Below are 22182 nucleotides of genomic sequence, written 5' to 3'. Positions count from 1 at the left end.
GTAGGCGGGATGAAAAACGTTAAGATTGTGATTGGAGCAAACTTTGGAGATGAAGGCAAGGGCTTGTTAACAGACTATTTCTGTTCCGCATTCCCTACCCGGGAAAAGGTGCTGAATGTAAGGTTTAACGGCGGAGCTCAGGCAGGGCACACTGTAGTTAAAGCAGACGGGAGAAGACATGTCTTCAGCCATTTTGGCTCGGGCAGTTTTAACGAAAACAATCTGACCTACCTCTCCTCTTATTTCATACTTAATCCAATGCTCTTCGTTAAAGAGTACAAGGTGCTGGAAAGTAAGGGAGTTGTTCCGAGAGTATATATCCATAAGGATTGCCTGGTCACATTTCCTGGCGATGTCATGATCAATCAGATGGTCGAGGCTCATAGGGATAAAAATAGGCATGGTAGCTGCGGGGTAGGGATTTATGAGACCATCAAGAGAACAAGCAACCATCAGAAAACAACCATTGGGTATATCCAAGAGAACTTTGACCAATTGGCTAAGATGATTGCGGGCACCATTCAGCTATATGTTCCCCAACGATTAGACGAGCTGAATACGGAATTAACGGATAGCGAATGGGAGCTGATCCGGAACGAAACTATCACGGAAAATTATATCTATGACTTAGGGTTTATGCTTCAGCATACGGAAATTGTTGACAATGATATCATCAAAGAATACGACAACATTGTCTTTGAGGGCGCTCAAGGATTACTGCTGGATGCCGATAATATAGAATATTATCCCCATCTGACACCATCCAACACCGGCATTAAAAATGCCATAGATATCTTAAGCGGTGTCGATGCTTGTGACCTTTCCATATGCTATGTAACCAGATCTTATTTTACGAGACATGGGGCCGGACTCTTTAAGACAGAGTGTGATAGTACTGACCTTAAACCGGCGGGTTTAAGGGATAAAACAAATCAGACCAATGCCTATCAAGGTAACTTTAAATATGGCTATTTTGATGTGGCTGCTTTCCAACACTCAGTAGAAAAAGACCTGGGGTTTTTAAACCGGACAGCTGCGGTAGAGTTAGCCGTTACCCACTTAGACGAGACGGATGGATACCTAATCCTGGATAGCGAAAAGCTCGAAGTAGCAGATTTGCTGAAGATTATGAACCTACATGCCGGTTATACTTCATATGGAGAAAAGGCGGAGGATATCCAAGGCACTGTGCTTTGCCACCAATATGCTGCCCGACATCAGTATTAAAACCAAAATGGATGAAGAGACGGATATTAAAGGCTACCATTTTATAAATGGTAGCCAATTCAATGTGCACTTTTCTTTTAGAATATGACCCCTAAGGCAATAAGAATTAAAATAGCACTCGCGATAATTCCAGCACAGACTCCGGCACATACTGCGTCCAAATAAGAGTCCTATGTCCCTAGAAGGAACCATTGATGAATCAATCAAAGAGAACTCGTTCTAATAATCCACAGGCGTTGCTCTTGACAGACTAAGTTATAAGTTCTATATTATATCAAGTAACTAACTAGTTACTTACTTACTTGGATGTAAATCACTAAGCGAAAGCAATCTATCAGCTAATGAAAGTGGTGACATGAAAAATGAAAGGTAACCCGACACATCAACTTAATACCGAAAAAAGTGGTGACCTTACTCGTTCGGAGGAAAGTAAACAAAGAATACTTTTAGCCGGAACAGCTATTTTTGCCCAAAAAGGACTGGAAGGTTCAAGAGTAGATGAAATTGCTGATGAAGCAAAGATTAATAAGCGGATGATCTATCACTACTTCGGGAGTAAAGAAAACTTATATGTGGAAGTACTTCGTTACAATTATACCAAGCTCTATGCAAGAGGGTCGTCAGTAATCCAGTCAGGGGCCGACCCTGAAACAGTGATTAAGCAGGCGATTCGGGAATACTTTTATTATTTGGCAGCGCACGATGAGTTTGTGCGTCTAATGAGCTGGGAAGCTTTGAACCAGGAGAAATATGCCAACAGAGTCCTTCCCCAACTAATTGATCCTGCTGAGCCTGTGCTTCGCCAGTTTTTGCAAGAAGGCCAGCTGGCGGGTTTGATACGTAAGAATATTGATATCCGTCATCTTCTGGTGAGTGTTAATGCACTATGTCTAGTCTATTTTTCAAGACGGGAGATGCTTCAGACCTTCTGGAAGGAGGATATGATGGCTCCTTCTATGCTCGAAGAGCGCTTGATACATATCCAAGACATTATCTTTAATGGAATACTAAAACATGGGGAGGAAGAAATGTGAACTTGCAATACATCAAAAAGGTAACAAGAATAATCGGTTTGTTGACCTTGGCTACAACCCTAACTGGGTGTGCTTCCTATTTTCCGGTAGGAGTAGCGATTGCTAATCAACAACAATCCGCTACAGATTTCACTGGAAATGCAGAAGCACAAGAAGTTAGCGTTAATACCAAAATTCCCGGCCGAGTAGTCAAGTTAAATGTCCAAGAGGGTCTGCAGGTCAGGGCAGGAGACATAGTGGCCCAAATAGACGACAGTGATCTTAAAGCAAAGGAAGAAGCAGCACAGGCTGCGGTAAAGGTCGCTCAAGGAGACATTATCAAAGCAACAGCCGCAATGTCCGCTACAAACAGCGCAACCACTGCTGCCATCACTAAAGCACAAGTTGGAGTTGAGAAAGCTAAAACCGACGCGGAATTAGCTCTAAAGACGTATCAACGGATGCTAGATCTCCATAAAGCTAAGGTTATTGCGGATCAAGATATGGATGGAGTGGAAAATAAATATAAGCTGTCATTAGTAGGGGTGGAAGCTGCTGAAGCCGACTTAGGAATGGCTCAGGCGGCACGTGCGCAACTCGACGTTTATGCTGCAGATATTCAAAGAGCACAGGCTTCCCAGGCTGCTGCCGAAGGGCAACTGAAGGAGATCGAAAATAATCTTGCGGAGGCTCAGATCAAAGCACCTTGTGATGGGACAGTTACTTCGCTTAACGTAAAAGAAGGGGAAATGGTCTCCCAGGGACTGCCCCTTATGAGTGTCACGAATTATTTGGACAACTGGGTTAACGTGAAGGTAAGTGAGAGTGTGTTGACTGATCTAAAGTTAGAGCAGGAAGCTGCCATTCTGATCTCCAGCCAGGAGGATAAGAAACTTAGTGGGAAAATTATAGACATTAGCCGCAAACCAGAATTTGCGACCACCCGAGCTACCAATGACCGGGGGGAAAAGGATATCGTTTCTTATAATGTTAAAGTTCAGGTTAACTCGCCAGACTTAAGGCCGGGTATGGAGGTTAGTGTAAAATTTAATTAAGGGTGAGGAGTCTGAACAATGGGTATTCTAAAAGTAGCCCTCCGTGAACTCAAGTATATTATTCGAAACAAACGAATGTTGGTAGTGATATTCATGATACCGCTGCTATATATGATACTATTTGGTCTGATGTATAGTACTCATGTGGTCAAGGACATCAAGACTGTAGTTCTGGATTATAATAACACGGCCACTAGCAGGGCTATTGCCCAGGGGTTTCGGGATTCTGAGAAGTTTGATGTTGTTGGCCAGGTGGCAAGCGAAGCTGAACTACGCAGCGAGATGGAGAATCGTAAAATCACTGCGGGCATCGTTATCCCAGCAGATCTGGACGCTAAGATAAAAACCGGGGAAGGCAGTACCGTTTTAGTGATTGTCAATGGAACGAACCTATTATTCAGTAATGCTGTACTTTCTGCGGCTAATGAAATTGTAGGCACTTTTTCCGCAGGGGCAAGTATTAAGGGCCTGGAGAGCGGAGCCGGCCTGCTTCCGGACCAGGCAGCCTCAGCCGCCCTGCCTGCTCGATTTGCTCTTAGAATATGGTATAATCCAACCTTCAACTATGCGAATTTTTTGCTGCTAGGCTTAGCGGGTACAGTGGCACAGCAGATTGCCTTGCTCTATGTAGCAAGTGCTTTGTCAAGAGAAAAGAGCCTTGGAACGATTAATGAACTGAGGCCTTATAATGCAATCGAAGTGGTCTTGGGGAAGTTAACTGTCCACTTTCTGCTTAATATGTTGAGCGCTAACTTAGTCTATTATCTCTGCATTAGTTATTTCCAAGTGCCCTATCACGGCAGCATATGGACCTTTGAGCTGCTGCTTTCCGTCTTTCTCCTGACCATCATGTCCTTAGGAGTGATGCTATCTATTATTTGTAAAAACGAACTTGAAGCCACCCAATTAGCTATGCTTTTTGCGGTTCCTTCCTTCCTGATATCCGGCTTCACTTGGCCGCTTCAGGCAATGCCTGATTTTGTGCAGATGATTTCGAAAGTTCTTCCCCTTACCTATTTCGTCTCCGAAGTTAGGGATTTGGCCTTGATGGGAATTAGTTTGGAGCAGGTTCTACCTAACATCTGGACACTGCTAAAGATGACAGCTGTCTTTCTGCCGGTAGCCATAGGATTAGTCCATAGTCAACTTAAAAAGGAATTTCGGCAGGTAGAAGAAAAGATCACGGAAATAATAGCGGGATAAATGCGAGGCCCTTGAAATATGTTGAAACAGCATATTTCAAGGGCCTTAATGTAGCATTGGCTAATACAATTATATAGAGATGGGAATATATCGGATAGTTGATGTCTGAAATATCCCGACTTGACTAGGGATAAGTACTCTGGGCTTTTAACTATTGTCAGGGATGGATATTTATAATATAATACAACTTTATTATCAAACAATAAGTTATTGTAACTAAATTTAGAGGTTGGCTTATGCTTAAGGAATTACCAAATGATTTTTATTTTTCTTACGGGTTATCATCTTGGGAAAATTCAACATCGGTGGGTGGGGATAACCTTGTCAATACTCTTTAAATACCTCAGATAAATCTATACGTATTGACCTTGATATCTCAAATTGTATTAGATCAGTTTCGCAATAGATGTCGGGGCGACCGAATTTTCCTTCTTTGTCCAATTTAAAAACTACGACAGTTTTTTGTTCGGGGTAGATAATCCAATATTGATTGACCCCCGCTTTTTCATAGAGATAAAACTTATCCTTAATGTCTTTACGTAGAGTTGATGGAGATGTTACCTCAATAACGAGATCAGGGCCACCAACACATCCATGATTATCCAGCTTATTTCGATCACAGATAATAGCTAGATCAGGTTGTACAACAGTGAAGATATCGTCACTGTTTTTTTCCTGTTCTGGCAATCTTACATCAAAGGGGGCACCAAAGACTTGGCAAGGACTGTCTTTAAGGGCGTTGTAAAATTGAGCTATGAGCGTAGTAACAATTTTCTGGTGTTGTGTCGATGGAGAGGGAGTCATATTATAAGGAATTCCGTTAAGGAGCTCCCACTGTTCTTTTTCCGACCAAGTTAGATAGTCTTTATAAGTGAATTTACGGTCAAGATTTTGTTCAGGTCGGCTCATCAAGGATCATCTCCTAAGAAGTTGATTAAAGAGTTCTATTTCTATTCAGTCAAGTTCCACATTTTCCCTTAATTCATCATAACATAGAGGTTACCTAGCGGCAAGCGCCAAAATTCGGGTTTAAGCAACACAAGGGTATGTAGAAGTATCATAATTGCGCCTTATCAAAATCATTGATTATCTTTCTTATCGAAGAAAAGAGCAGACATAATGCCCCAAACAAGTTAGAATTAAACAATGGAATTCAAGAAGGTATTACCTTATACTTAACTCAATTATTAAGCACCTTATGAGGAAGGGCCTTAAATGATATGCTTACAAAAGAATTACTAAGTTACATATTAGATATTGGAGAGCTAATGCTTGTCAACGGTGCTGAAGTAAATCGCGTGGAGGACTCCATCAGTCGAATCTGCAAAGCATATGATGCAAAGCGGGTGGATGTATTTACTATCACGTCTAGCATCGTCGTATCTATTCAGTTGAAAAGCGGAAATACCCTCACTCAAACCAGGAGGATTTTAAGTTACTCAACGGATTTGGATAAGCTGGATAGACTTAATAATCTTTCCCACTACGTTTGTTCACACACACCCGAGGCAGAATATATTAGAAATGAAATAGAAAAAATCCGAATAAGACGCAAATATGGTGCAGTTGTCCAATACTTGGTATATGGTATGATCGCTGGAACGTTCACGATTTTTTATGGAGGCGACGTGAATGATGCAGCTGTTTCTGCGGCTATCGGCATGATATTGAAATTAGCAATCACTTTTATCCAAAGAGTTGATAAGAATGTTTTTTTTGTAAATATACTATGCTCCTTCGTTGTAGGCATGCTGGGGTTTCTGCTAGTTAGAATCGGGATAGGTCATAGCTTCGAAATGATTGCAATCGGAAATATCATGCTTCTTATACCTGGATTGGCTCTCACGAACTCAATAAGGGATATTATAAGCGGAGATACGATAGCAGGACTACTGCGCCTTTGTGAAGCTATTCTTGTAGCTTCGTCCATCTCTTTTGGATTCGGTTTAGTATCGGTTTTTATTGGAGGCATGTTTAAATGAACCATACATATCAGATCATTACGGCTTTTATGGGTTCACTTGGTTTTTCGATTCTGTTCAATATTAAAGGAAGGAAATTAGGGTATGCTGCTTTCGGTGGTATGTTAGCATGGGTGATATACTTACTGGGTGGTCTCTGGCTAAGCGGGGAAATGATGCAGTACTTCATATCCTCCATTATAGTAACCTTTTACTCGGAGATCTGCGCCCGCATCGAGAAAACGCCAGCCACTACTTTTTTAACAGCAGCTATAATTCCACTGGTTCCTGGTCGGGCCTTATACTACACAATGAGCTATGCGATCGATGGTAAGTTTGGAGAGTTTGCCGAATATGGCTCTTATACGGTGAGTATTGCAGTTGCCATAGCAGCTGGCATTATGGTCGCATCTTCGCTGTCCAGAGTTTTTTTCGCATTACGCTCTTATGAATTCCGTCATCATTCAATGTAAAAAAAAGGGACATTTAATGCTTGGTTGTGCTGCGATTATTAGCTAACTTTGAGATGATTGTTGACCGATTAGCTAAATATATGCATAATGGAATATATATAGCTAAAATGGAGGGATTATTTTGAGAGTTCCTTCGACGGAAGTACAGAATAATTTTGGCAAATACTTAAAATTTGTGGAGGTCAACGAAGAAATAATCGTGACCAAAAATGGAAGGGATATTGCCAGAATACTGTCATGCGATGACCCGAATAAAAGCTTCGTGGCTGAAGGTGCCGCAGAATATCAAACTCGTGAAGGAAGGGTTATTTATGAGGAGTTTCTGGAGCTCGTGGAAGCTTCCGAGCAGCGGTTTGAGCTGATTGACGGCGTCGTATATAATCTCTCATCGCCCTCGTACGAGCACCAATATGCTGTAAACAAAATTCATGGCACCTTTTATAACTGGTTTAAAAATAAAAGTTGTATCCCTCTCACATCGCCTTTTGATATTACCCTTTTTAAGGCAGAGGACAACATTTGTGTTGTTCAACCGGATATCATCGTTATCTGCGACAGGGATAAAATAGACAAAAATGGTAAGTACAAAGGAGTCCCAACCCTGGTGGTTGAAGTCCTTTCACCCTCTACCAGAAGTAAGGATACGCTTAAGAAGTTGGAGCTTTACAAGCAATGCGGTATTAAGGAATACTGGATGGTTGATCCCAAAAATAATCTAGTATATATTTATATGCTTGATAAAAATGAAATAACCGACAGCATCGCCTTTCAAAAAGATGCCTATGAATATGTTGAATCAGCATATTTCAAGGGTCTGAAGGTAACATTGGCTGATATGTTTTTATAGAGATGGGAATCTCGGATAGTTTAGGTGTTGAGAAATCGGCACCTTTTTCTTTTGGTTTTGGGTTTGTCACCTTTTTTTAACCAGTTCATATGATGAAACATGGACTGGCTTTTACTCATAAGAGTTTGCCGCCGCTGGAAAAGACGATCAAGCAGAGATGGGGAAAGGAGAAAATAATGTCTATCAATTCAACACACGCTGAAACGGCTATGGTGGTGCGCTATCAGACCGGATTGAATGCCGAGGGCCAGCCTCTTATCCGCCAGAAATCCCTGGCAAAAGTAAAAGAAAGCGCTGCTTTAGAAGAGGTTTACGCCGTTGCCACAGCACTTTTTAGTTTACTGGAATATCCCATTGTCGAGATACGCCGCAACAGCAGTTATATTCTCACCGAAGAATAAGTGTGTCAATCAAGATAAAAAGGAAGTGATTATCCATGCCAACGGCAACTCAGAAAGTTGTTCGCCTCGTCTTCACCGTCGCCGGCGGAGGTACGTTAACTGTGACACTGCCTTCGCCAAGGGCGGACCTGACCCAGGCGGAAGTTGAGCAGGTCATGGATCTCCTTATCGAAAAGAATATTTTTGAGCTTCCCGACGGCGACCTCGTCGCCAAACGGGATGCTAAAATCATAGAAACAGTGACGGAAGATATTTTTGACCCACCTGTTGCTTAAAATGTTTTGATATCGGGGCAAACCCGGTAAAAGCTAGTCCACACCCAAATTGAATGAGTCAAATCAAAAATGGCGGCCGGCTGAAGGAGTTTCAACCGGCCGCCATTTTAAAGAGCGGTGTTTCTTCCGGGGTTCTTCCGACAAGTCCTCACCTTCATATGCCCGGGTACATATTGTGAAGAAAGTAATCATGAAGGATTGATGCGCCAATGACTCCCACAGCAGAACGCACCCCGCGGATTATCGCGGCTGAAATAAACACAATCAACCATCAGACTGGAAGGACTTTGCTGACTAACGCCATTGAGATCGGCGGGCGGCTGAAAGAAGCTAAGGCTCTGGTCAGGCATGGAGAATGGGGAAAATGGCTGGTTGAGTCAGTCCGTTATTCCCAGCGTTCAGCCGGAAGGCTGATTCAGCTATATGAGGCCTATGGCCCATTCCCTGATCTTGAAACCGATCCGAATTGGTCAGCGCTGTCTAATTTGACCTACACCAACGCCCTCATCCTTCTCGACGTTCCGGAAGAACTGCGGGCGGACTTTATCGCCCACAACGATGTGGAGAACATGTCTTCCCGGGAGCTTAAGCGGGCCGTGGGATTTACCGGGGCTGACGGAGACGGGGAGCATGCCCCGTCTCTGCCGAAACTAGACCAGGCCCTGCGGAAGATCGACGAACTGGAAAAGGCGCTGAACTCCATGATCGCTAAAATCAGTGTCCTTGCCGACCAGGTCTGGAGCCTGGAGCAGAGGGTAGAGGAGGCAGCGTCAAAATTCCGGGCAGGACGGAAGAGTGCTGCGGGGAAAGAGGCGAATTCGGACGACAGCCTAAAAGAAGCAGCGCCGGCTGAGGCCCAAAACCTCCCAGTCGCGGGTCCGCACATACCCGTTCAAGGCGCTGAATTTTCAGGATCCCCTCAAGTCCCCGAAATGACGGAGTCAGCCGCTCCGGAAGTGGTGCCTGCCAAAATCCCCTCTGCCTCCTCGCGATCCTCAGCTCCCGTGCTCGTTACTTCTAATTTATCGGTGCCCGAGTTTCCAAAGTTTACAGCATCAGGATTTGAAAACGCCGATCCTGAATACTATACCCGGCAGGCCGAATCGCTGTTTAAATTTCACCGCAACAATATTAGAAACTCCTTTGAGCAGCTCACCCTGTTGTTGACCGTGCTGACCAGGAAGGACAAGGAGATGAAGGAGAGACTGCGTAAGCAGCTCAAAGCCTTCCTGGAGAACATGGCCAAAAGCATCAGTCAATGGCCTCCCGGGATTAAAATGTCATAATTGCAATGGGTTAACCCTTTATTTAAATAGTTATCAAAGTTTCCCAATTGGGCAAATAAAAATACATTTTTGGATTAACCAATCCTTCCTCCCAATCTGCTGATTTCTGCCAAAACCAGCAGATCGGATTTGGTCATAGGGTGGTCAAGTACCGACCATTGCATGCAAATATTAAATTTCTTCAAATTGACTTTTTCTAAAATTCAATGCTATAATTTAGTCGAACTCAAGATGAGTAAACTTGAGAGAGGTCATCGGAGGGCTTGTAATCGTAATTACAATGCTGGATAAGATGTCGGGTGCGCCCGGTGTTTTGTTTGGCATTTTTTAGTTTGGGCAGCAATTAAGTTTAACTGTCCGAAAACAATGCGTGGGTGCCAACTAGGTTTATAGGAAGGAAAGGGGAGTGCCTTCTTTTGAATTGGAAAAGAACAAATTTAGTGATAGCAATCATGCTGGTCATGTTTTTAGCGGCTGTTGAGGGAACAATTGTTACTATGGCAATGCCAACCATCGCCAAAGAATTGCAGGGATTTGAACTGATCAGCCTGGTCTTTTCGGTTTATCTGCTGACCTCAGCCGTATCGACCCCTATTTATGGTAAGCTGGCGGATTTATATGGCAGGAAACATGTGCTTTCAATCAGTATTCTCCTCTTTTTAGCCGGAAGCTTTTTATGCGGTTTATCTCAGAGTATGGTCATGCTCATCGCCTTTCGTGCTGTTCAAGGGCTGGGGGCAGGAGGGATCTTCACCGTCTCCTTCACCATTATCGGCGATGAGTTCCCCCTGGAGGAACGGGCTAAGATCCAAGGTGGTCTAAGTACGGTCTGGGGAGTCGCCACCCTTGTGGGTCCCTTCTTGGGAGGATTTTTAATTGACGTGCTTTCGTGGCACTGGATATTTTTTATTAATCTTCCCTTTGGTCTGGTAGCCGTTATTTTGCTGCAAAGGTCTTTGCGGGAAACCTTTTCGAGGGAAAAACAGAGCATTGATTATGGGGGAATCATTACCTTATCTTTGGCGGTAATTTCTTTCTTGAGTATATTTGTCGTTGATCAAAACGCCCATTCTCAAGGCTATTCTATTTTTATCGGAACCGCTCTAACGTCAGCGATTCTGTTGCTGGTGCTCTTTTACAAAATCGAAAAAAAGGCCAAAGAGCCAGTTTTGCCTTTTGCTATTTTTACCAGGACAAGTGTGATCGTTAATTTGTTATCCTGCCTGATTTTTGCTGTATTGATGGGCATTGATGTTTATATTCCTTTATATTTGCAAACAGTTTTGGGATACAGCCCTACAATATCCGGACTGGCCATGCTGCCCATGTCGATTTCCTGGCTGATCTTGTCCATTACCCTTGGTAGAATCATGTCGAAATATGGCGGTAAAGCTGTCATAGTGGCTGCTAATGTAGTTATATTTATTAGTACATTATTGCTGACCACCCTGGGAACGGCTACACCCGTACAATTCGTGTTAATGTATTGCTTCATATTGGGTATAGGTTTTGGCGGAGCGTCCACGGCCTTGACAATCATTATCCAGGATTCTGTAGATTACCACCAAAGAGGCAGTGCGGTAGGCGCTAATTCTTTGCTCAGAACCTTGGGACAGACCATCGGCATTAGTGTTTTCGGAAATGTTTTCAACTCCCATATCTCCAATTATTTTATCAAGCAAGGAATTGAGGGAGTCAATTCAGGCAATCTCTATCAGCTCTCGTCGTCTGGTCTAGCCCTTACTTCCGAACAGATATGTTTATCCTTGAATAGTTCCACTCATGTTTTGTTTATTGCCTTTGTCGTTATCTCCGGCTTATCTTTGATACTCTCCCTGGCAATGCCCGGGAGATGAGAATTTTATATAGATTATTAGTTTTAGAAAAGTGTGTATTGAAATGATAATCCGAAAAATATTACAGGGACCATGAGGTCCTTTTTGTATATCAGACAGAAACGGTTCATCTACTTAGCACATGATAAAAGAGATTAAAGATAAGCGCAAAAAAAATGCGGTATCTTGCAGTGCGATTTTCGGTGCAAAATTACTTGAATCGTTATAAAGTGATTACTTAAAGATTATCACAGCGCATAAATGTCGGAACCTATTTCCAAGCTGCTCATTTTCTCAGCTTTGTGGTAAAATGTGGTTAGAAAATGAGGTGAGGGGATATGTTTAAAATAGGGGAATTTTCTAAATTGGCCCAAGTGTCGATTCGAATGTTGCGATATTATGATGAAACAGGATTATTAAAACCTGCTGAAATCGATAAATTTACAAATTACAGGTTATACTCCATAGAGCAAATTCCTGTTTTGAATAAAATCATCTTTTTACGGGATTTAGGGTTTAATGTTTCTGAAATTGCGGTTGCTCTAAACCATTGGGAGGATGAATTTATAGCAAATCAACTTGACCATAAACGTCTGGAAATTGAGAACGGAATTAAAGCCGGGCAGGAAAAACTAGCTAAAATTGAACTGGCTAAGAGGGATATCCGGCAGGAAAAGATTAGAATACATTACAATGTTTCTCTTAAATCCATACCCAGTTATCAGGTGTTTTCTCTAAGGCGGGTTGTCTGTAATTATTATGCCGAGGGCCAACTATGGAAGGAAATGTCGGCTTTTGCAGGTCAAAATAATATTCCCATTTCCAACAACACCTTTACCATTTATCACGACACGGATTATCGGGAAACAGATGTCGATATGGAAATATGTGCTCCCGTGGCCCGCATAGGCAAGGATAGGTGTGGTTTTACCTATCGGAATACGGAACCTGTACCCATTATGGCCTGTTCCATGGTTTATGGTTCTTTTGAAAACATTGCCGGTGCCTACCTTGCCTTTGCAAACTGGCTGCAAGGACATAGTCAATATAAAATGAGCGGGCAGAGCAGGCAAATCGTTCATCGCGGGCCGTGGAATGAGGAAAACCCTGACAAGTACTTAACAGAACTTCAAATACCGTTGGAAAAGATATAGGAAAAGCGTTTTGCAGATTGCAAGACGCTTTTTAAGCTATCCTATCGGATTCTTGACTCTCACATGATGAGAGGGTCTACACTGAATTTGCAGATTAATCAAGTATTAATGGAGGTATGCACTATGCAGAATTTTGAGATCACTCCTATCGGCAAAATCAACCAAAACGACGACGGAATGTTCATTGAGCTTGAGACGAGGTATATCCCGGCGTTACAAGGATTAGACGGATTTAGCCATATCAATGTTATCTGGTGGTTCAGTGACTTTGATAATGAGGAAACCAGAAACATACTTGAAACGAACCAACCCTATAAAAATTCTCCACAGGTAATGGGTATTTTTGCCACTAGGTCACCAATTCGTCCAAACCCCCTGGCTTTAACTACGGCGCAGGTTATTGGCATTGACTACGCAAAAGGCATTCTGCAAATTGCCTATATTGACGCTAATAATGGAACACCGGTACTTGACATAAAGCCGTATACCCCGAGCCTTGACAGGGCGGAAACCCCGAGTGTACCCCAATGGTGCAGCCATTGGCCTAAAAGTTTAGATGAATCGGAAGATTTTAATTGGGAAAATGAATTTAATTTCTAAAATCAAACAGATGTCACCTGACAATACAGTGTGGCATCTGTTTGATTTCTATCCATTGCAATGCCCGGAAGAAAGGATTATATTATCTAAGATAAGGTGAGGTTTAAGACCGTGACTGGGAGATGAATTAATGTTTAACATTTTGGTCGTCGAAGATGACGTAAATTCCCAGAAGCTGATCTGCGCTGTCCTAAAACGGGGAGGGTACAATGCTTTTGGGGCAAAAGATGGCCTCGATGCTTTAAATAGGCTGGAAAAAGAGTATTTTGATTTAATAATCCTGGACTTAATGATGCCGGGAATGGACGGTTACCAGCTTTGTGAAGAATTGCGTGATGCAGGAGACAATATTCCTATATTGATGATCACGGCACAACAAGAAATTTGGAACAAACACAAGGGCTTCCTGGCAGGGACAGACGATTATATGACCAAGCCCTTTGACGAGCAGGAAATGCTGCTGCGCATCAAGGCTTTACTGCGCCGGGCACAAATTGTCAATGAGCACAAATTAACCATCGATACTACCACCTTGAATTATAACAATCTTACTGTCACTCGTGGCGAGGATACAATGACCCTGCCTCAAAAAGAATTCTATTTGCTTTTTAAATTGTTGAGCTATCCAAATGTGATTTTTACCCGTCTGCAATTGATGGATGAGATATGGGGCCCCGATACTGAAACCGATGAACACACCTTGAATGTTCATATGGGCAGGCTGCGCGAAAAATTTAAAGATAACCCTGATTTTGAGCTGGTTACTGTGCGCGGACTGGGCTATAAGGCGGTGAAGCGGACATGAAAAAGAGAATGAGCCTGGCTGTTTCCTTGGTTGTTTTTGTCTTTTTGGTTATGGTTATGTCCGTTGTAATTGGCAGACTATGTACATATTTACTGGAATATTTTTTAGGCAGCAGCTTTTTGGCAAATGGTTATATAGGTTTCTTTGCCCTGCTGCTGACAAGTGTAACGATTGGAACCTCTGTCACCGCTCTCCTGAGCAGGTGGATGGTTAAGCCAGTTCGTAATCTGATTGAAGCTATTGAAGAGGTAGCCGGAGGGGATTTTACCGTTACGGTTCAAGGCAGTAACATTCCGGAGCTGGAGAGCCTGGCTGTGAGTTTTAATAAAATGGTTCGGGAACTTGCGGGAATTGAAATGCTGCGTAGGGATTTTGTCAACAATTTTTCCCATGAGTTTAAGACGCCTATTGTTTCGATTAAAGGTTTTGCCAAACTTTTGCAGCAAGGCGGTTTAAGCAGAGAAGAGGCAACAGAATATTTAGATATAATCATTCAGGAATCCCAAAGATTGGTTGACTTTTCCACGAATGTGCTGAATTTATCTAAGGTTGAAAGCACGGAGATCATTAGGGAAAAAGAAGTTTATCCTCTAGATGAACAAATTCGCCGGGCTATACTTATACTGGAACCCAAATGGAGTGCTAAAAATCTTTCCTTAGAGGTAGATTTGGAGAGTATTAATATTTATAACAATGCCCCTTTGCTCCAGCAAATCTGGATAAACCTACTGGATAATGCTGTGAAATTCGCCGATAACGACGGGGAATTAGAAGTCAGTTTAAGCAGCATTAATTCTTGGATACGCTTTAGTTTGCGGGATAATGGGCAGGGAATGGACGAGGAAACAAAACAACATATCTTTGATAAGTTTTATCAAGGGGACACCTCCCATGCCATAAGCGGGAATGGACTGGGACTGACATTGGTTAAGAAAATTGTCCACCTCTGCAGCGGCCGGATAGAAGTTGAAAGCAGCCCGGGCAAAGGCAGCACTTTCACAGTTTTCTTGCCTTCGGGCCTGTCGGAGGATTATATAGGCAGTTAGATCTGCTTTTAGCAAATTTCCTGGCGTAAAAGAAGGGTCTGCAAATGGATTAATTATACCATTTGCAGGCCCTTCTTTTACTTGTACTAATTAGAGAATGTAACTTTCATGTATATACCGCACGATGGCTTATAGGTGTGAAGACAGCAGGGAGAGCCTTTAAAAACTGCGTAATCAGGGGCGTTTAGATGTATTAATTTATCCAAGAGGGCTAAAAGTTGACCTTGAGTTGAGATTGAATTGTTAATATGAAGCAACTAGAAAACAAGGAGTTGAAGATTATGAGTATATTTTCCAGGCAAAATTCCCGAGGATCAGCTGCAATCCAAATTCAAGGCCTGCACAAAAATTTTGGTGAATATAAGGTTTTGAACAATCTGTCCCTGGAGGTGAAACGAGGAGAAATCTTTGGATTTCTGGGGCTGAACGGCGCCGGAAAAACAACCACCATAAAAACCCTTTTGGCGCTGCTCAAGCCGACCTCCGGTCAGCTTTACATGCTGGGGGAAAAGATCGATGCCGGTAACTATAAATTATGGGATAAGGTTGGCTATTTAGAGGAAGCTACTTTTTATCCTGATTTAACTGTCAGTGAAAATCTTGACATAGCCCGCCGAATGCAAGGGGTATCTGACGGGGAATCTGTAAAGCGGGTCATGGGTAAACTGGGGCTGGAGCCCCACAAAAAGAAAAAGGCGAAGCATCTTTCCTTAGGAAACAAGCAGCGTTTGGGACTCGCCAAAGCTATGATTCACAATCCGGAAATTCTGATCCTGGATGAACCGATTAATGGTCTTGATCCGGCAGGAGTCGCTGAGATCCGGAATATGTTAGATGATTTAGCTGGAAATTCCGGCGTAACTATATTTTTATCCAGTCATTTGTTAGAAGAACTTTCGAAAGTTGCCACACGCATTGGAATTATTCACAAGGGTCACCTTATTCAAGAAATGGAAATGGGGAAGCTGGAACAATCCTTACAGAAAAACCTGGTCTTGGCCGGACGGGATGCAAAAGCCCTCAAGGGCGTACTGAAAGAACATGGCTATGAATTTGAGGAAACAAAGGATGGGCACTTTAAACTAACCGCTAGCCAAGCAGTTGAGAACCCTGAGCGGTTAGCGGAACTCCTCGTTAAAGCGAATCAGCCGCCAACCATGCTTCGGGTGATTACGGAAGATCTGGAAGGCTACTTTCTGCGCACAATTGGTATGGTAAGGGGGACTAACTGATGACTATTTTTTCTATTCTCCATTGTGAAATTCGTAAGATTATCCGCTCCAATGTGTTTGGGCTGGTGTTCCTTGTTTTTGCCTTTGGACCAATCATGATGGGAGTTGGGATTCTATCCGGTGACGGCGGTGATCTTAATTGGCAAATTTATTTAGAAGAATTGGTGAAAAATCTGGCTGCCCTGGGGCTTATCGGCTACACATTTATCGCGGCCTGGGTATTCGGCCGTGAGTTTACAGATAAAACCATGAAGGATTTGCTGGTCAAGCCCGTATCCAGATTGCGTATTGTTATGTCAAAATTACTGGTAGTATTAGCCTGGAATGTATTGCTTTCCGTCTATATGTTTGCAGTCAGCCTCGCCATCGGTGGTGTTTTAGGGCTTACAGGTTGGTCGGCTATTCTGATTGGGCATATTTTCTTGCGCTTTGTGGTAACATCCCTGTTGTTTATTGTTGTGACCACACCAGGGATCTTTCTGGCCAATGTCAGTAAAGGATACTTAGCGCCCTTAGCTCTAATCCTGGTAATTGTTATTTGCTCCAATGTACTGGCCTCAATGGGATTTGCCCCCTATTTCCCCTGGACAATCCCAGGGGTATTCCAAAGCACCGGTTTCCTTAATTTAAGCAGCATAATTATTCTTGCCTTGACGGGAATAGCGGGAGTTGTTGGAACATTTGTCTGGTGGAGATATGCCGAGCAGCCCTAATTTACACATAACAACACACAGCCGGTATTAGATGTTACGGCCAGGGTTACGGGGAAGAGAACAAATACCTCAAGCAGTTTTCGCGGCGGTGTGCCCCTCAATTCATTCAGATCGTAATTGAATGCTCGATAAATGTTTTATAAAAAACGGAATAATAACAAAAAGACCCCCACTTTTGTAGAGATCATTCAAATTCATGGATCAATTTAATTTGATGTACTAGATATTTTAAATCCCATTCATGCATTTTACCGATAAAGTCTTTATCCTTAATAGTTGTTTTAAAGTCTTCTCTAGTTACTTTTAATAATTTAAAGCCCAATCCCCATGATGGTTTTGCCAATCCCGATTTTCTCCAATTAGGAATAGGAATTTTATATCGATCAAAATACTTTGGTGACTTGTCTGGAGCTTGAGATGTGGTTGAGACCAAAATTAACAACTCATCGTCTTGCTTGCCTACTATTATTACTGGTCTTGTTTTAGATTCTCCAGGAATATCCTCGTAATTTACATCAGACCAAAAAATCTCACCTAAAGAAAAATCATACTTATTGATCTCAGTATTCTCCCTCTTCTACGATGTAGCGATGGTCTTTATTGTTTTTATCGAACAATAGTTTACCATCTTTAACAATGGGCTTTATGGTAATTTTTTCTAATTTTTCAGGGGATAGAGATAATCCTTTATAGTCTTTTTCCTTAGGAACTGCTTGCATATCTTCCCCCCCTTTATTAATCTTATTGACATCTTCCTTGTCCATATAATATCACCTTCTAAATTGTTGTTCAAGAATATTATGCCCAATTTTACCAATTTAGAAGGTGAATATAGTAATATAGAGATAATTGTAGAGAAGGAGGTAAGTATAGATGTTTGTTTTTCCAGCTTTTGTGTCTCCGTTATCGACTGCTATTATTGGTGTGGTCTTACCTTTCATTGTGATTCCAGCTGTATTGATCGTTTTCATGGTGTGGCATGTGCGAAAACTGAACAGTATTGATAGAGGTCTTCGGGAGATTCTAGAAAAGTTAAAAAACGATTGAGAGTAACGTATTAACTTCATTTGCCGGGATTGGGATATCGAAGAAGGAAAGACTTAACTATATAACGTAGCATCATGGGGCTGACAGAATTGTTAGCTTTTTATTGTTATTTTTGGGGAAGGGGTGTACAGAGGGAGGAAGAATCAGCATAGCAACTATTAAAGCCGGTCTGTCAGAAATGAATGAGGGGGAGTATAATGCCGGATATTGTCTATTTAATTCTAATGTGCTTAGTGTTAGTTTTCGTGAATTTACATGAAATTTACTTATTTAAGAAAGGAAAGTATTGGCCCTATTTATGTGGACGAAAGGGGATAAGGGACAAAATTTACGGCGTAGTAAGTGTTATAGTCATTATCGGTTGTCTTAATAATTTAGCCATTAATGCAATGGTAACTATAATTTTGATAATGCTTGTGTTGGCTTCTGCTATGTCTTCGAGCATATTAAACTTTTTAAGCTATCTGAAAGTTAAAGACCGTAAAATCATCTACCAGACTCTTGTTTTCGATATAGCAGTGATTGCTCTAGTTGTATTTATGCAATCGACCTTAGCTTAAAGATAAAGTTGAAGGGGGTAAACGGAGGTGATTCCAATGAAGACACTATTTGAACAAACGACCATAAAGCAACTAAACCTTTCCAACCGTTTTATAAGATCCGCAACTTGGGAAGGGCTGGCAAGTACTGAGGGAGGCGTTACTTCCGAATTAATTGAGGTAATGGTAGAACTAGCCAAGGGTGGTGTAGGGCTAATCATTACTGGTCATTCCTATGTTAGTAGAGATGGACAGGCGGGCCCCAATCAATTAGGTGCCTATAGCGACAGTCTGATTCCCGGCCTCAAAGAAATGACTGAGGCGGTTCATGCTGCAGGCGGCAGAATAATAATGCAGTTAGCCCATGCGGGAAGATTTGCCTCGCAGCAATTAACCGGGCAGACAGTCTTGGCTGTTTCCCTTGTGAAAGATTTGGCTAATACATCCGTCAGGGAAATGACGCTTGAGGACATCCAGGAGCTGGCTGAGGCTTATGCTGAAGCAGCTGAAAGGGCTAAAGCTGCAGGTTTTGATGGCATTCAAATTCACTCGGCCCATGGTTATCTTCTAAGTCAATTCCTGTCTCCTGCTTTTAATCAGCGCCAGGATGAATATGGAGGAAGCATCTATAATCGTTCTAGAATACATCTCGATATTATTCAAGGGATACGAAGAACTGTTGGACAGGACTATCCTATGCTGGTAAAACTCAACTGTCAGGATTTTATTGAAAATGGCTTAAGTCTGGACGATTCTCTTCAGGTTGCACACAGACTCGCCAAAGCTGGTGTTGATGCCATTGAATTGAGCGGTGGTGTGATCAAAACTGGCAGGTTAGAACCCAGCAGGACCGGGATTAATTCCCTCGAAAAAGAGGCCTATTTTAGAAATGAAGCCCGTATCTTTAAACGTGAAATAGATATCCCGCTCATTCTGGTTGGGGGAATACGTTCCTATGAGTTAGCTGAAAAGCTCGTAGAGACCGGAGATGTAGATTATATCTCTATGTGTAGACCCTTTATTATGGAGCCTGGTCTTATTAACCGATGGGCATCAGGGGATCACAGCAAAGCGCTATGCAAATCGGACAATTCCTGTTTGGAATCAGGTAGAAAAGGAACTGGAGTACGTTGCTTAGCTAAATATTCAAGCCCAAAGAGGTAGCTTAGGATAGAACGGCGGACTGTAATGAATAGTTATATGAAATTATATAGATTGCCTTAAAGAAGAGGTAACATACTAAGAATTTATTACTTTTTGCGCTATATCTTTTAATACTTTATAAGATTGTTCCACACTATTTACTCCATCCGCATTAATTAAACAGCAACGGGAGGGAGCGAGCCAACAGCGATCATAGATTAAACTCTCTTCAAGGCCATGTTTCCCTAAGAACTCCCATAATTCCATCAGACGTTTATACAGTTTTTCCGCGGACTCTTCACTTAACTCTGTTGTTAGGGTAGGAGTAATTCCCCAGGCCAAAATTCCACCACCCTTAAGGAATTCTTTCACTTCATCTGTATAGCGAACTAAAATTTGACCCCAACTAAAGGCGTCCACGGATAGAATATCTAGGTTTGCACCTAATAGAAACGACCAATCTGGATTGCCACATAGGTGAACACCCTTTGGTCCGGGTAATTGCGCTAAAAAGGATTGGTATTCACCTTGAGCCAACTCAGATGTATAAGCACTAAAAGAATTAAATATCATTTCCAATCCAGGCTCGTCTAACCAGACAAACGGTTTTTTGTGGATTTTGCTTAATGCTTGATATTGCCATTCGATTTTTCGCACTAGAAAATTATATAGAATTTCCCGGACAAAATCGTTGTAGATCATCGGTTTTAGATCCTCGTCACAAATCTTCAGTCCGAAACTAATAGGGCCTACTGTTTGGCCTCTCACCATGGGATAATTAGAAAGATCCTGTTTTAAGAAAGCACGAAATGCAGTTGAAAAATCCGAAGTAAGCTCAAAATAATGATCGTTTTGACTTTCTTCAAGGTATATATCAAGTTGCTCAGTAAAAAGTTGATGTGAAAAGCGCAATATCTCATGTTCTTCATCAATGATCAATCCGGGAAAGTGCTGAGCAAACTGCGCATACATATCCTCTTTAAAGCGATACTTGGGTAGTTGAGGCCAAAATGGAATATCCACAGAAAGTGATAATCGTAAGGCATCCTCTAAGTTGACATGAGGTAAAATTCCCATTGCAGTTGTTAAAGCACGACCGGGTAACATTTCGTTTTTCATATAGCTTTCCTCCTAACGGTAATAGCGCTCAAATGACATTAAAAACGTTGACACTATATTAAATAGTATAATTTATTGAGTGGCTATTTATATTGATCTCAATCACATCTGAAAGAATATAATTTATATTTGAATTATTCATATAAATTACTACTTAGCTTAATTGCGGTGGGGGGGAGGCAATAGAAAAAAAACAACCCCTGCGGACAAAAATAACTCCAACCCAATTCGGGAAAGGAGTTATTTTAATCATTGGTTGAACTTAAGCTTAATTACACTAAGTTGGGGAATTTCATCGAAACCCCTTGCTTATAATTAATACGAAACCCGCGAATTATTCTCTAAATTTTGAAACGGATCTTTCTCTTTGAACTTTCACATGATTTTCAAAGGCGTTTTTATATTCCTTGTATTGCTTTGATGACAATATATCTTGTTTGTCAGAGGCATTCAATGGTATGTTTGAATTTGGTCCGGATATTATAATTGAACCATCATTTCCTGCACTGCCGGAAAAGATGTAGTATTTGTTTTCTGCTGGAAGTTCGTCATTTTCAAAAACATATACCGCTTTTTTATCTGCTGAAATACCACCATCTTTCCGGAATTCAATAGGAGTATTTTTATTCAGGTTTCCCTTTATGTTGTCGATGACTTCAATTTCATAAATTGTGTAAGGTGCACTTATGTCTTTCGTTCCAGCATTTTCAGCCACCATAGTCACTCGTTCTGAATAAACAGTTCCGTGATTCTTTACTACTTTACCCACAAAAACATAGTCAAAAAATTCTACTTTTGCATTGGGGTTATCCACATTAATTACGAAAGAACTCCTCATTGGATATATCGGCAAATCACTTACATCTACGTTTGCTGCAGTATTTAAAACTGGCTTATCATTATTTATAGCATAAGCGCCTAATGCCAGCCCTAAACTTAAAACAACTATGACTATAGTATTAATTATTTTTTTCTTAATAATCATAAATCTAAAACCTCCATCCTACGAATTACTTTACAATAATCAAAATACTTTTGCACCGAAAAACTCACTGCAAGATACCGCAATACCTTGCGGTTTTCGTAAACGATTTTTTAAAACATACTGCCAGCTGTAAGCGGTCAAGTAAAATGACCGTTTTTTGGACACAAATTGATCGGTTTTTTGACCGCCTTCATCTCTAAATCTTTAGGGGTGGATTACAAAA

General features: G+C 41.7%; 25 protein-coding genes. 20 read left to right on the top strand and 5 right to left on the bottom strand.

The window, feature by feature from the left end; genetic code table 11:
- Positions 1-9: 9 nt before the first annotated feature.
- From BLS16_RS04700 to BLS16_RS04685, 4 genes are all read left to right on the top strand, one after another.
- The gene (locus tag BLS16_RS04700) at positions 10-1227 is read left to right on the top strand and encodes an adenylosuccinate synthetase (RefSeq protein WP_092330581.1); all 1218 of its coding nucleotides are present in this window, start codon (positions 10-12) and stop codon (positions 1225-1227) included.
- Between the two features lie 362 nt (positions 1228-1589).
- Positions 1590-2261: a TetR/AcrR family transcriptional regulator gene (locus BLS16_RS04695; protein ID WP_092330579.1), complete on the top strand. Its 672-nt coding sequence runs from the start codon at positions 1590-1592 to the stop codon at positions 2259-2261.
- Positions 2258-3295 carry an HlyD family secretion protein gene (locus tag BLS16_RS04690; protein WP_092330577.1) on the top strand — a complete coding sequence of 346 codons (1038 nt, stop codon included), beginning with the start codon at positions 2258-2260 and terminating at the stop codon, positions 3293-3295. Before BLS16_RS04695 ends, BLS16_RS04690 begins: the two co-directional genes overlap by 4 nt.
- 18 nt (positions 3296-3313) lie before the next feature.
- Positions 3314-4498, top strand: a complete 1185-nt coding sequence (locus BLS16_RS04685) for an ABC transporter permease (RefSeq protein ID WP_092330574.1) — start codon at positions 3314-3316, stop codon at positions 4496-4498.
- 324 nt (positions 4499-4822) lie between these two features.
- On the opposite strand, the gene BLS16_RS04680 is transcribed toward BLS16_RS04685, so the two are convergent.
- Positions 4823-5407 (bottom strand): Uma2 family endonuclease, encoded by a 585-nt coding sequence (locus BLS16_RS04680; protein ID WP_092330572.1) that lies wholly within the window; start codon positions 5405-5407, stop codon positions 4823-4825.
- 311 nt (positions 5408-5718) lie between these two features.
- Here BLS16_RS04680 and BLS16_RS04675 point away from each other — a divergent pair, with 311 nt between their 5' ends.
- The 13 genes from BLS16_RS04675 to BLS16_RS04615 all read left to right on the top strand — a co-directional run bounded on the left by BLS16_RS04675 (position 5719) and on the right by BLS16_RS04615 (position 17126).
- Positions 5719-6480 (top strand): threonine/serine exporter family protein, encoded by a 762-nt coding sequence (locus tag BLS16_RS04675; RefSeq protein ID WP_092330569.1) that lies wholly within the window; start codon positions 5719-5721, stop codon positions 6478-6480.
- Entirely contained in the window at positions 6477-6932 is a 456-nt protein-coding gene (locus BLS16_RS04670; protein WP_092330567.1) for a threonine/serine exporter family protein, read from the top strand. The genes BLS16_RS04675 and BLS16_RS04670 overlap by 4 nt, the downstream gene beginning before the upstream one ends.
- Before the next feature lie 121 nt (positions 6933-7053).
- Positions 7054-7779: a type II toxin-antitoxin system Phd/YefM family antitoxin gene (locus BLS16_RS04665; RefSeq protein ID WP_092330565.1), complete on the top strand. Its 726-nt coding sequence runs from the start codon at positions 7054-7056 to the stop codon at positions 7777-7779.
- Between the two features lie 89 nt (positions 7780-7868).
- Complete coding sequence (locus tag BLS16_RS04660) at positions 7869-8180, top strand: DUF1659 domain-containing protein (RefSeq protein ID WP_242876190.1); 312 nt, start codon at positions 7869-7871, stop codon at positions 8178-8180.
- 35 nt (positions 8181-8215) lie between these two features.
- Complete coding sequence (locus BLS16_RS04655) at positions 8216-8455, top strand: DUF2922 domain-containing protein (RefSeq protein ID WP_092330560.1); 240 nt, start codon at positions 8216-8218, stop codon at positions 8453-8455.
- 209 nt (positions 8456-8664) lie between these two features.
- Positions 8665-9741 (top strand): DUF3102 domain-containing protein, encoded by a 1077-nt coding sequence (locus tag BLS16_RS04650; protein ID WP_092330557.1) that lies wholly within the window; start codon positions 8665-8667, stop codon positions 9739-9741.
- 416 nt (positions 9742-10157) lie between these two features.
- Positions 10158-11597, top strand: a complete 1440-nt coding sequence (locus BLS16_RS04645) for an MDR family MFS transporter (RefSeq protein ID WP_092330555.1) — start codon at positions 10158-10160, stop codon at positions 11595-11597.
- Between the two features lie 317 nt (positions 11598-11914).
- The gene (locus BLS16_RS04640) at positions 11915-12730 is read left to right on the top strand and encodes a MerR family transcriptional regulator (protein WP_092330553.1); all 816 of its coding nucleotides are present in this window, start codon (positions 11915-11917) and stop codon (positions 12728-12730) included.
- A 123-nt stretch (positions 12731-12853) separates the two neighbouring features.
- Positions 12854-13330: an SAM-dependent methyltransferase gene (locus tag BLS16_RS04635; RefSeq protein WP_092330550.1), complete on the top strand. Its 477-nt coding sequence runs from the start codon at positions 12854-12856 to the stop codon at positions 13328-13330.
- A gap of 130 nt (positions 13331-13460) precedes the next feature.
- Positions 13461-14135: a response regulator transcription factor gene (locus BLS16_RS04630; protein ID WP_092330548.1), complete on the top strand. Its 675-nt coding sequence runs from the start codon at positions 13461-13463 to the stop codon at positions 14133-14135.
- Positions 14132-15181: a HAMP domain-containing sensor histidine kinase gene (locus BLS16_RS04625; protein WP_092330545.1), complete on the top strand. Its 1050-nt coding sequence runs from the start codon at positions 14132-14134 to the stop codon at positions 15179-15181. Before BLS16_RS04630 ends, BLS16_RS04625 begins: the two co-directional genes overlap by 4 nt.
- A 281-nt stretch (positions 15182-15462) precedes the next feature.
- Positions 15463-16413, top strand: a complete 951-nt coding sequence (locus BLS16_RS04620) for an ABC transporter ATP-binding protein (protein WP_092330543.1) — start codon at positions 15463-15465, stop codon at positions 16411-16413.
- Entirely contained in the window at positions 16413-17126 is a 714-nt protein-coding gene (locus tag BLS16_RS04615) for an ABC transporter permease (RefSeq protein ID WP_092330540.1), read from the top strand. Before BLS16_RS04620 ends, BLS16_RS04615 begins: the two co-directional genes overlap by 1 nt.
- A gap of 184 nt (positions 17127-17310) precedes the next feature.
- Here BLS16_RS04615 and BLS16_RS24740 read toward each other — a convergent pair whose 3' ends face one another.
- A complete protein-coding gene (locus tag BLS16_RS24740) occupies positions 17311-17469 on the bottom strand; it encodes a hypothetical protein (RefSeq protein WP_345788511.1) in 159 nt (52 codons plus the stop codon).
- Between the two features lie 217 nt (positions 17470-17686).
- Positions 17687-17890 carry a hypothetical protein gene (locus BLS16_RS04605; protein WP_092330534.1) on the bottom strand — a complete coding sequence of 68 codons (204 nt, stop codon included), beginning with the start codon at positions 17888-17890 and terminating at the stop codon, positions 17687-17689.
- A 109-nt stretch (positions 17891-17999) separates the two neighbouring features.
- Here BLS16_RS04605 and BLS16_RS23425 point away from each other — a divergent pair, with 109 nt between their 5' ends.
- The 3 genes from BLS16_RS23425 (at position 18000) to BLS16_RS04595 (ending at position 19876) form a co-directional block, all read left to right on the top strand.
- Positions 18000-18173: a hypothetical protein gene (locus tag BLS16_RS23425; RefSeq protein WP_176786070.1), complete on the top strand. Its 174-nt coding sequence runs from the start codon at positions 18000-18002 to the stop codon at positions 18171-18173.
- Between the two features lie 197 nt (positions 18174-18370).
- Entirely contained in the window at positions 18371-18733 is a 363-nt protein-coding gene (locus tag BLS16_RS04600; protein WP_092330532.1) for a hypothetical protein, read from the top strand.
- 36 nt (positions 18734-18769) lie between these two features.
- On the top strand, positions 18770-19876 hold the full coding sequence (locus BLS16_RS04595; protein ID WP_092331035.1) for an NADH:flavin oxidoreductase: 1107 nt from the start codon (positions 18770-18772) through the stop codon (positions 19874-19876).
- Between the two features lie 75 nt (positions 19877-19951).
- Here the strand turns inward: BLS16_RS04595 and BLS16_RS04590 are convergent, their stop codons facing one another.
- Together BLS16_RS04590 and BLS16_RS04585 are read right to left on the bottom strand one after the other, a co-directional pair.
- Entirely contained in the window at positions 19952-20974 is a 1023-nt protein-coding gene (locus tag BLS16_RS04590; protein ID WP_092330529.1) for a uroporphyrinogen decarboxylase/cobalamine-independent methonine synthase family protein, read from the bottom strand.
- A gap of 334 nt (positions 20975-21308) precedes the next feature.
- The gene (locus BLS16_RS04585; RefSeq protein WP_092330526.1) at positions 21309-21959 is read right to left on the bottom strand and encodes a hypothetical protein; all 651 of its coding nucleotides are present in this window, start codon (positions 21957-21959) and stop codon (positions 21309-21311) included.
- Positions 21960-22182 lie beyond the last annotated feature (223 nt).

The organism is Desulfosporosinus hippei DSM 8344 (genome assembly GCF_900100785.1).
Lineage (GTDB): Bacteria > Bacillota > Desulfitobacteriia > Desulfitobacteriales > Desulfitobacteriaceae > Desulfosporosinus > Desulfosporosinus hippei.
This window is presented reverse-complemented; position numbering and strand designations above follow the sequence as displayed.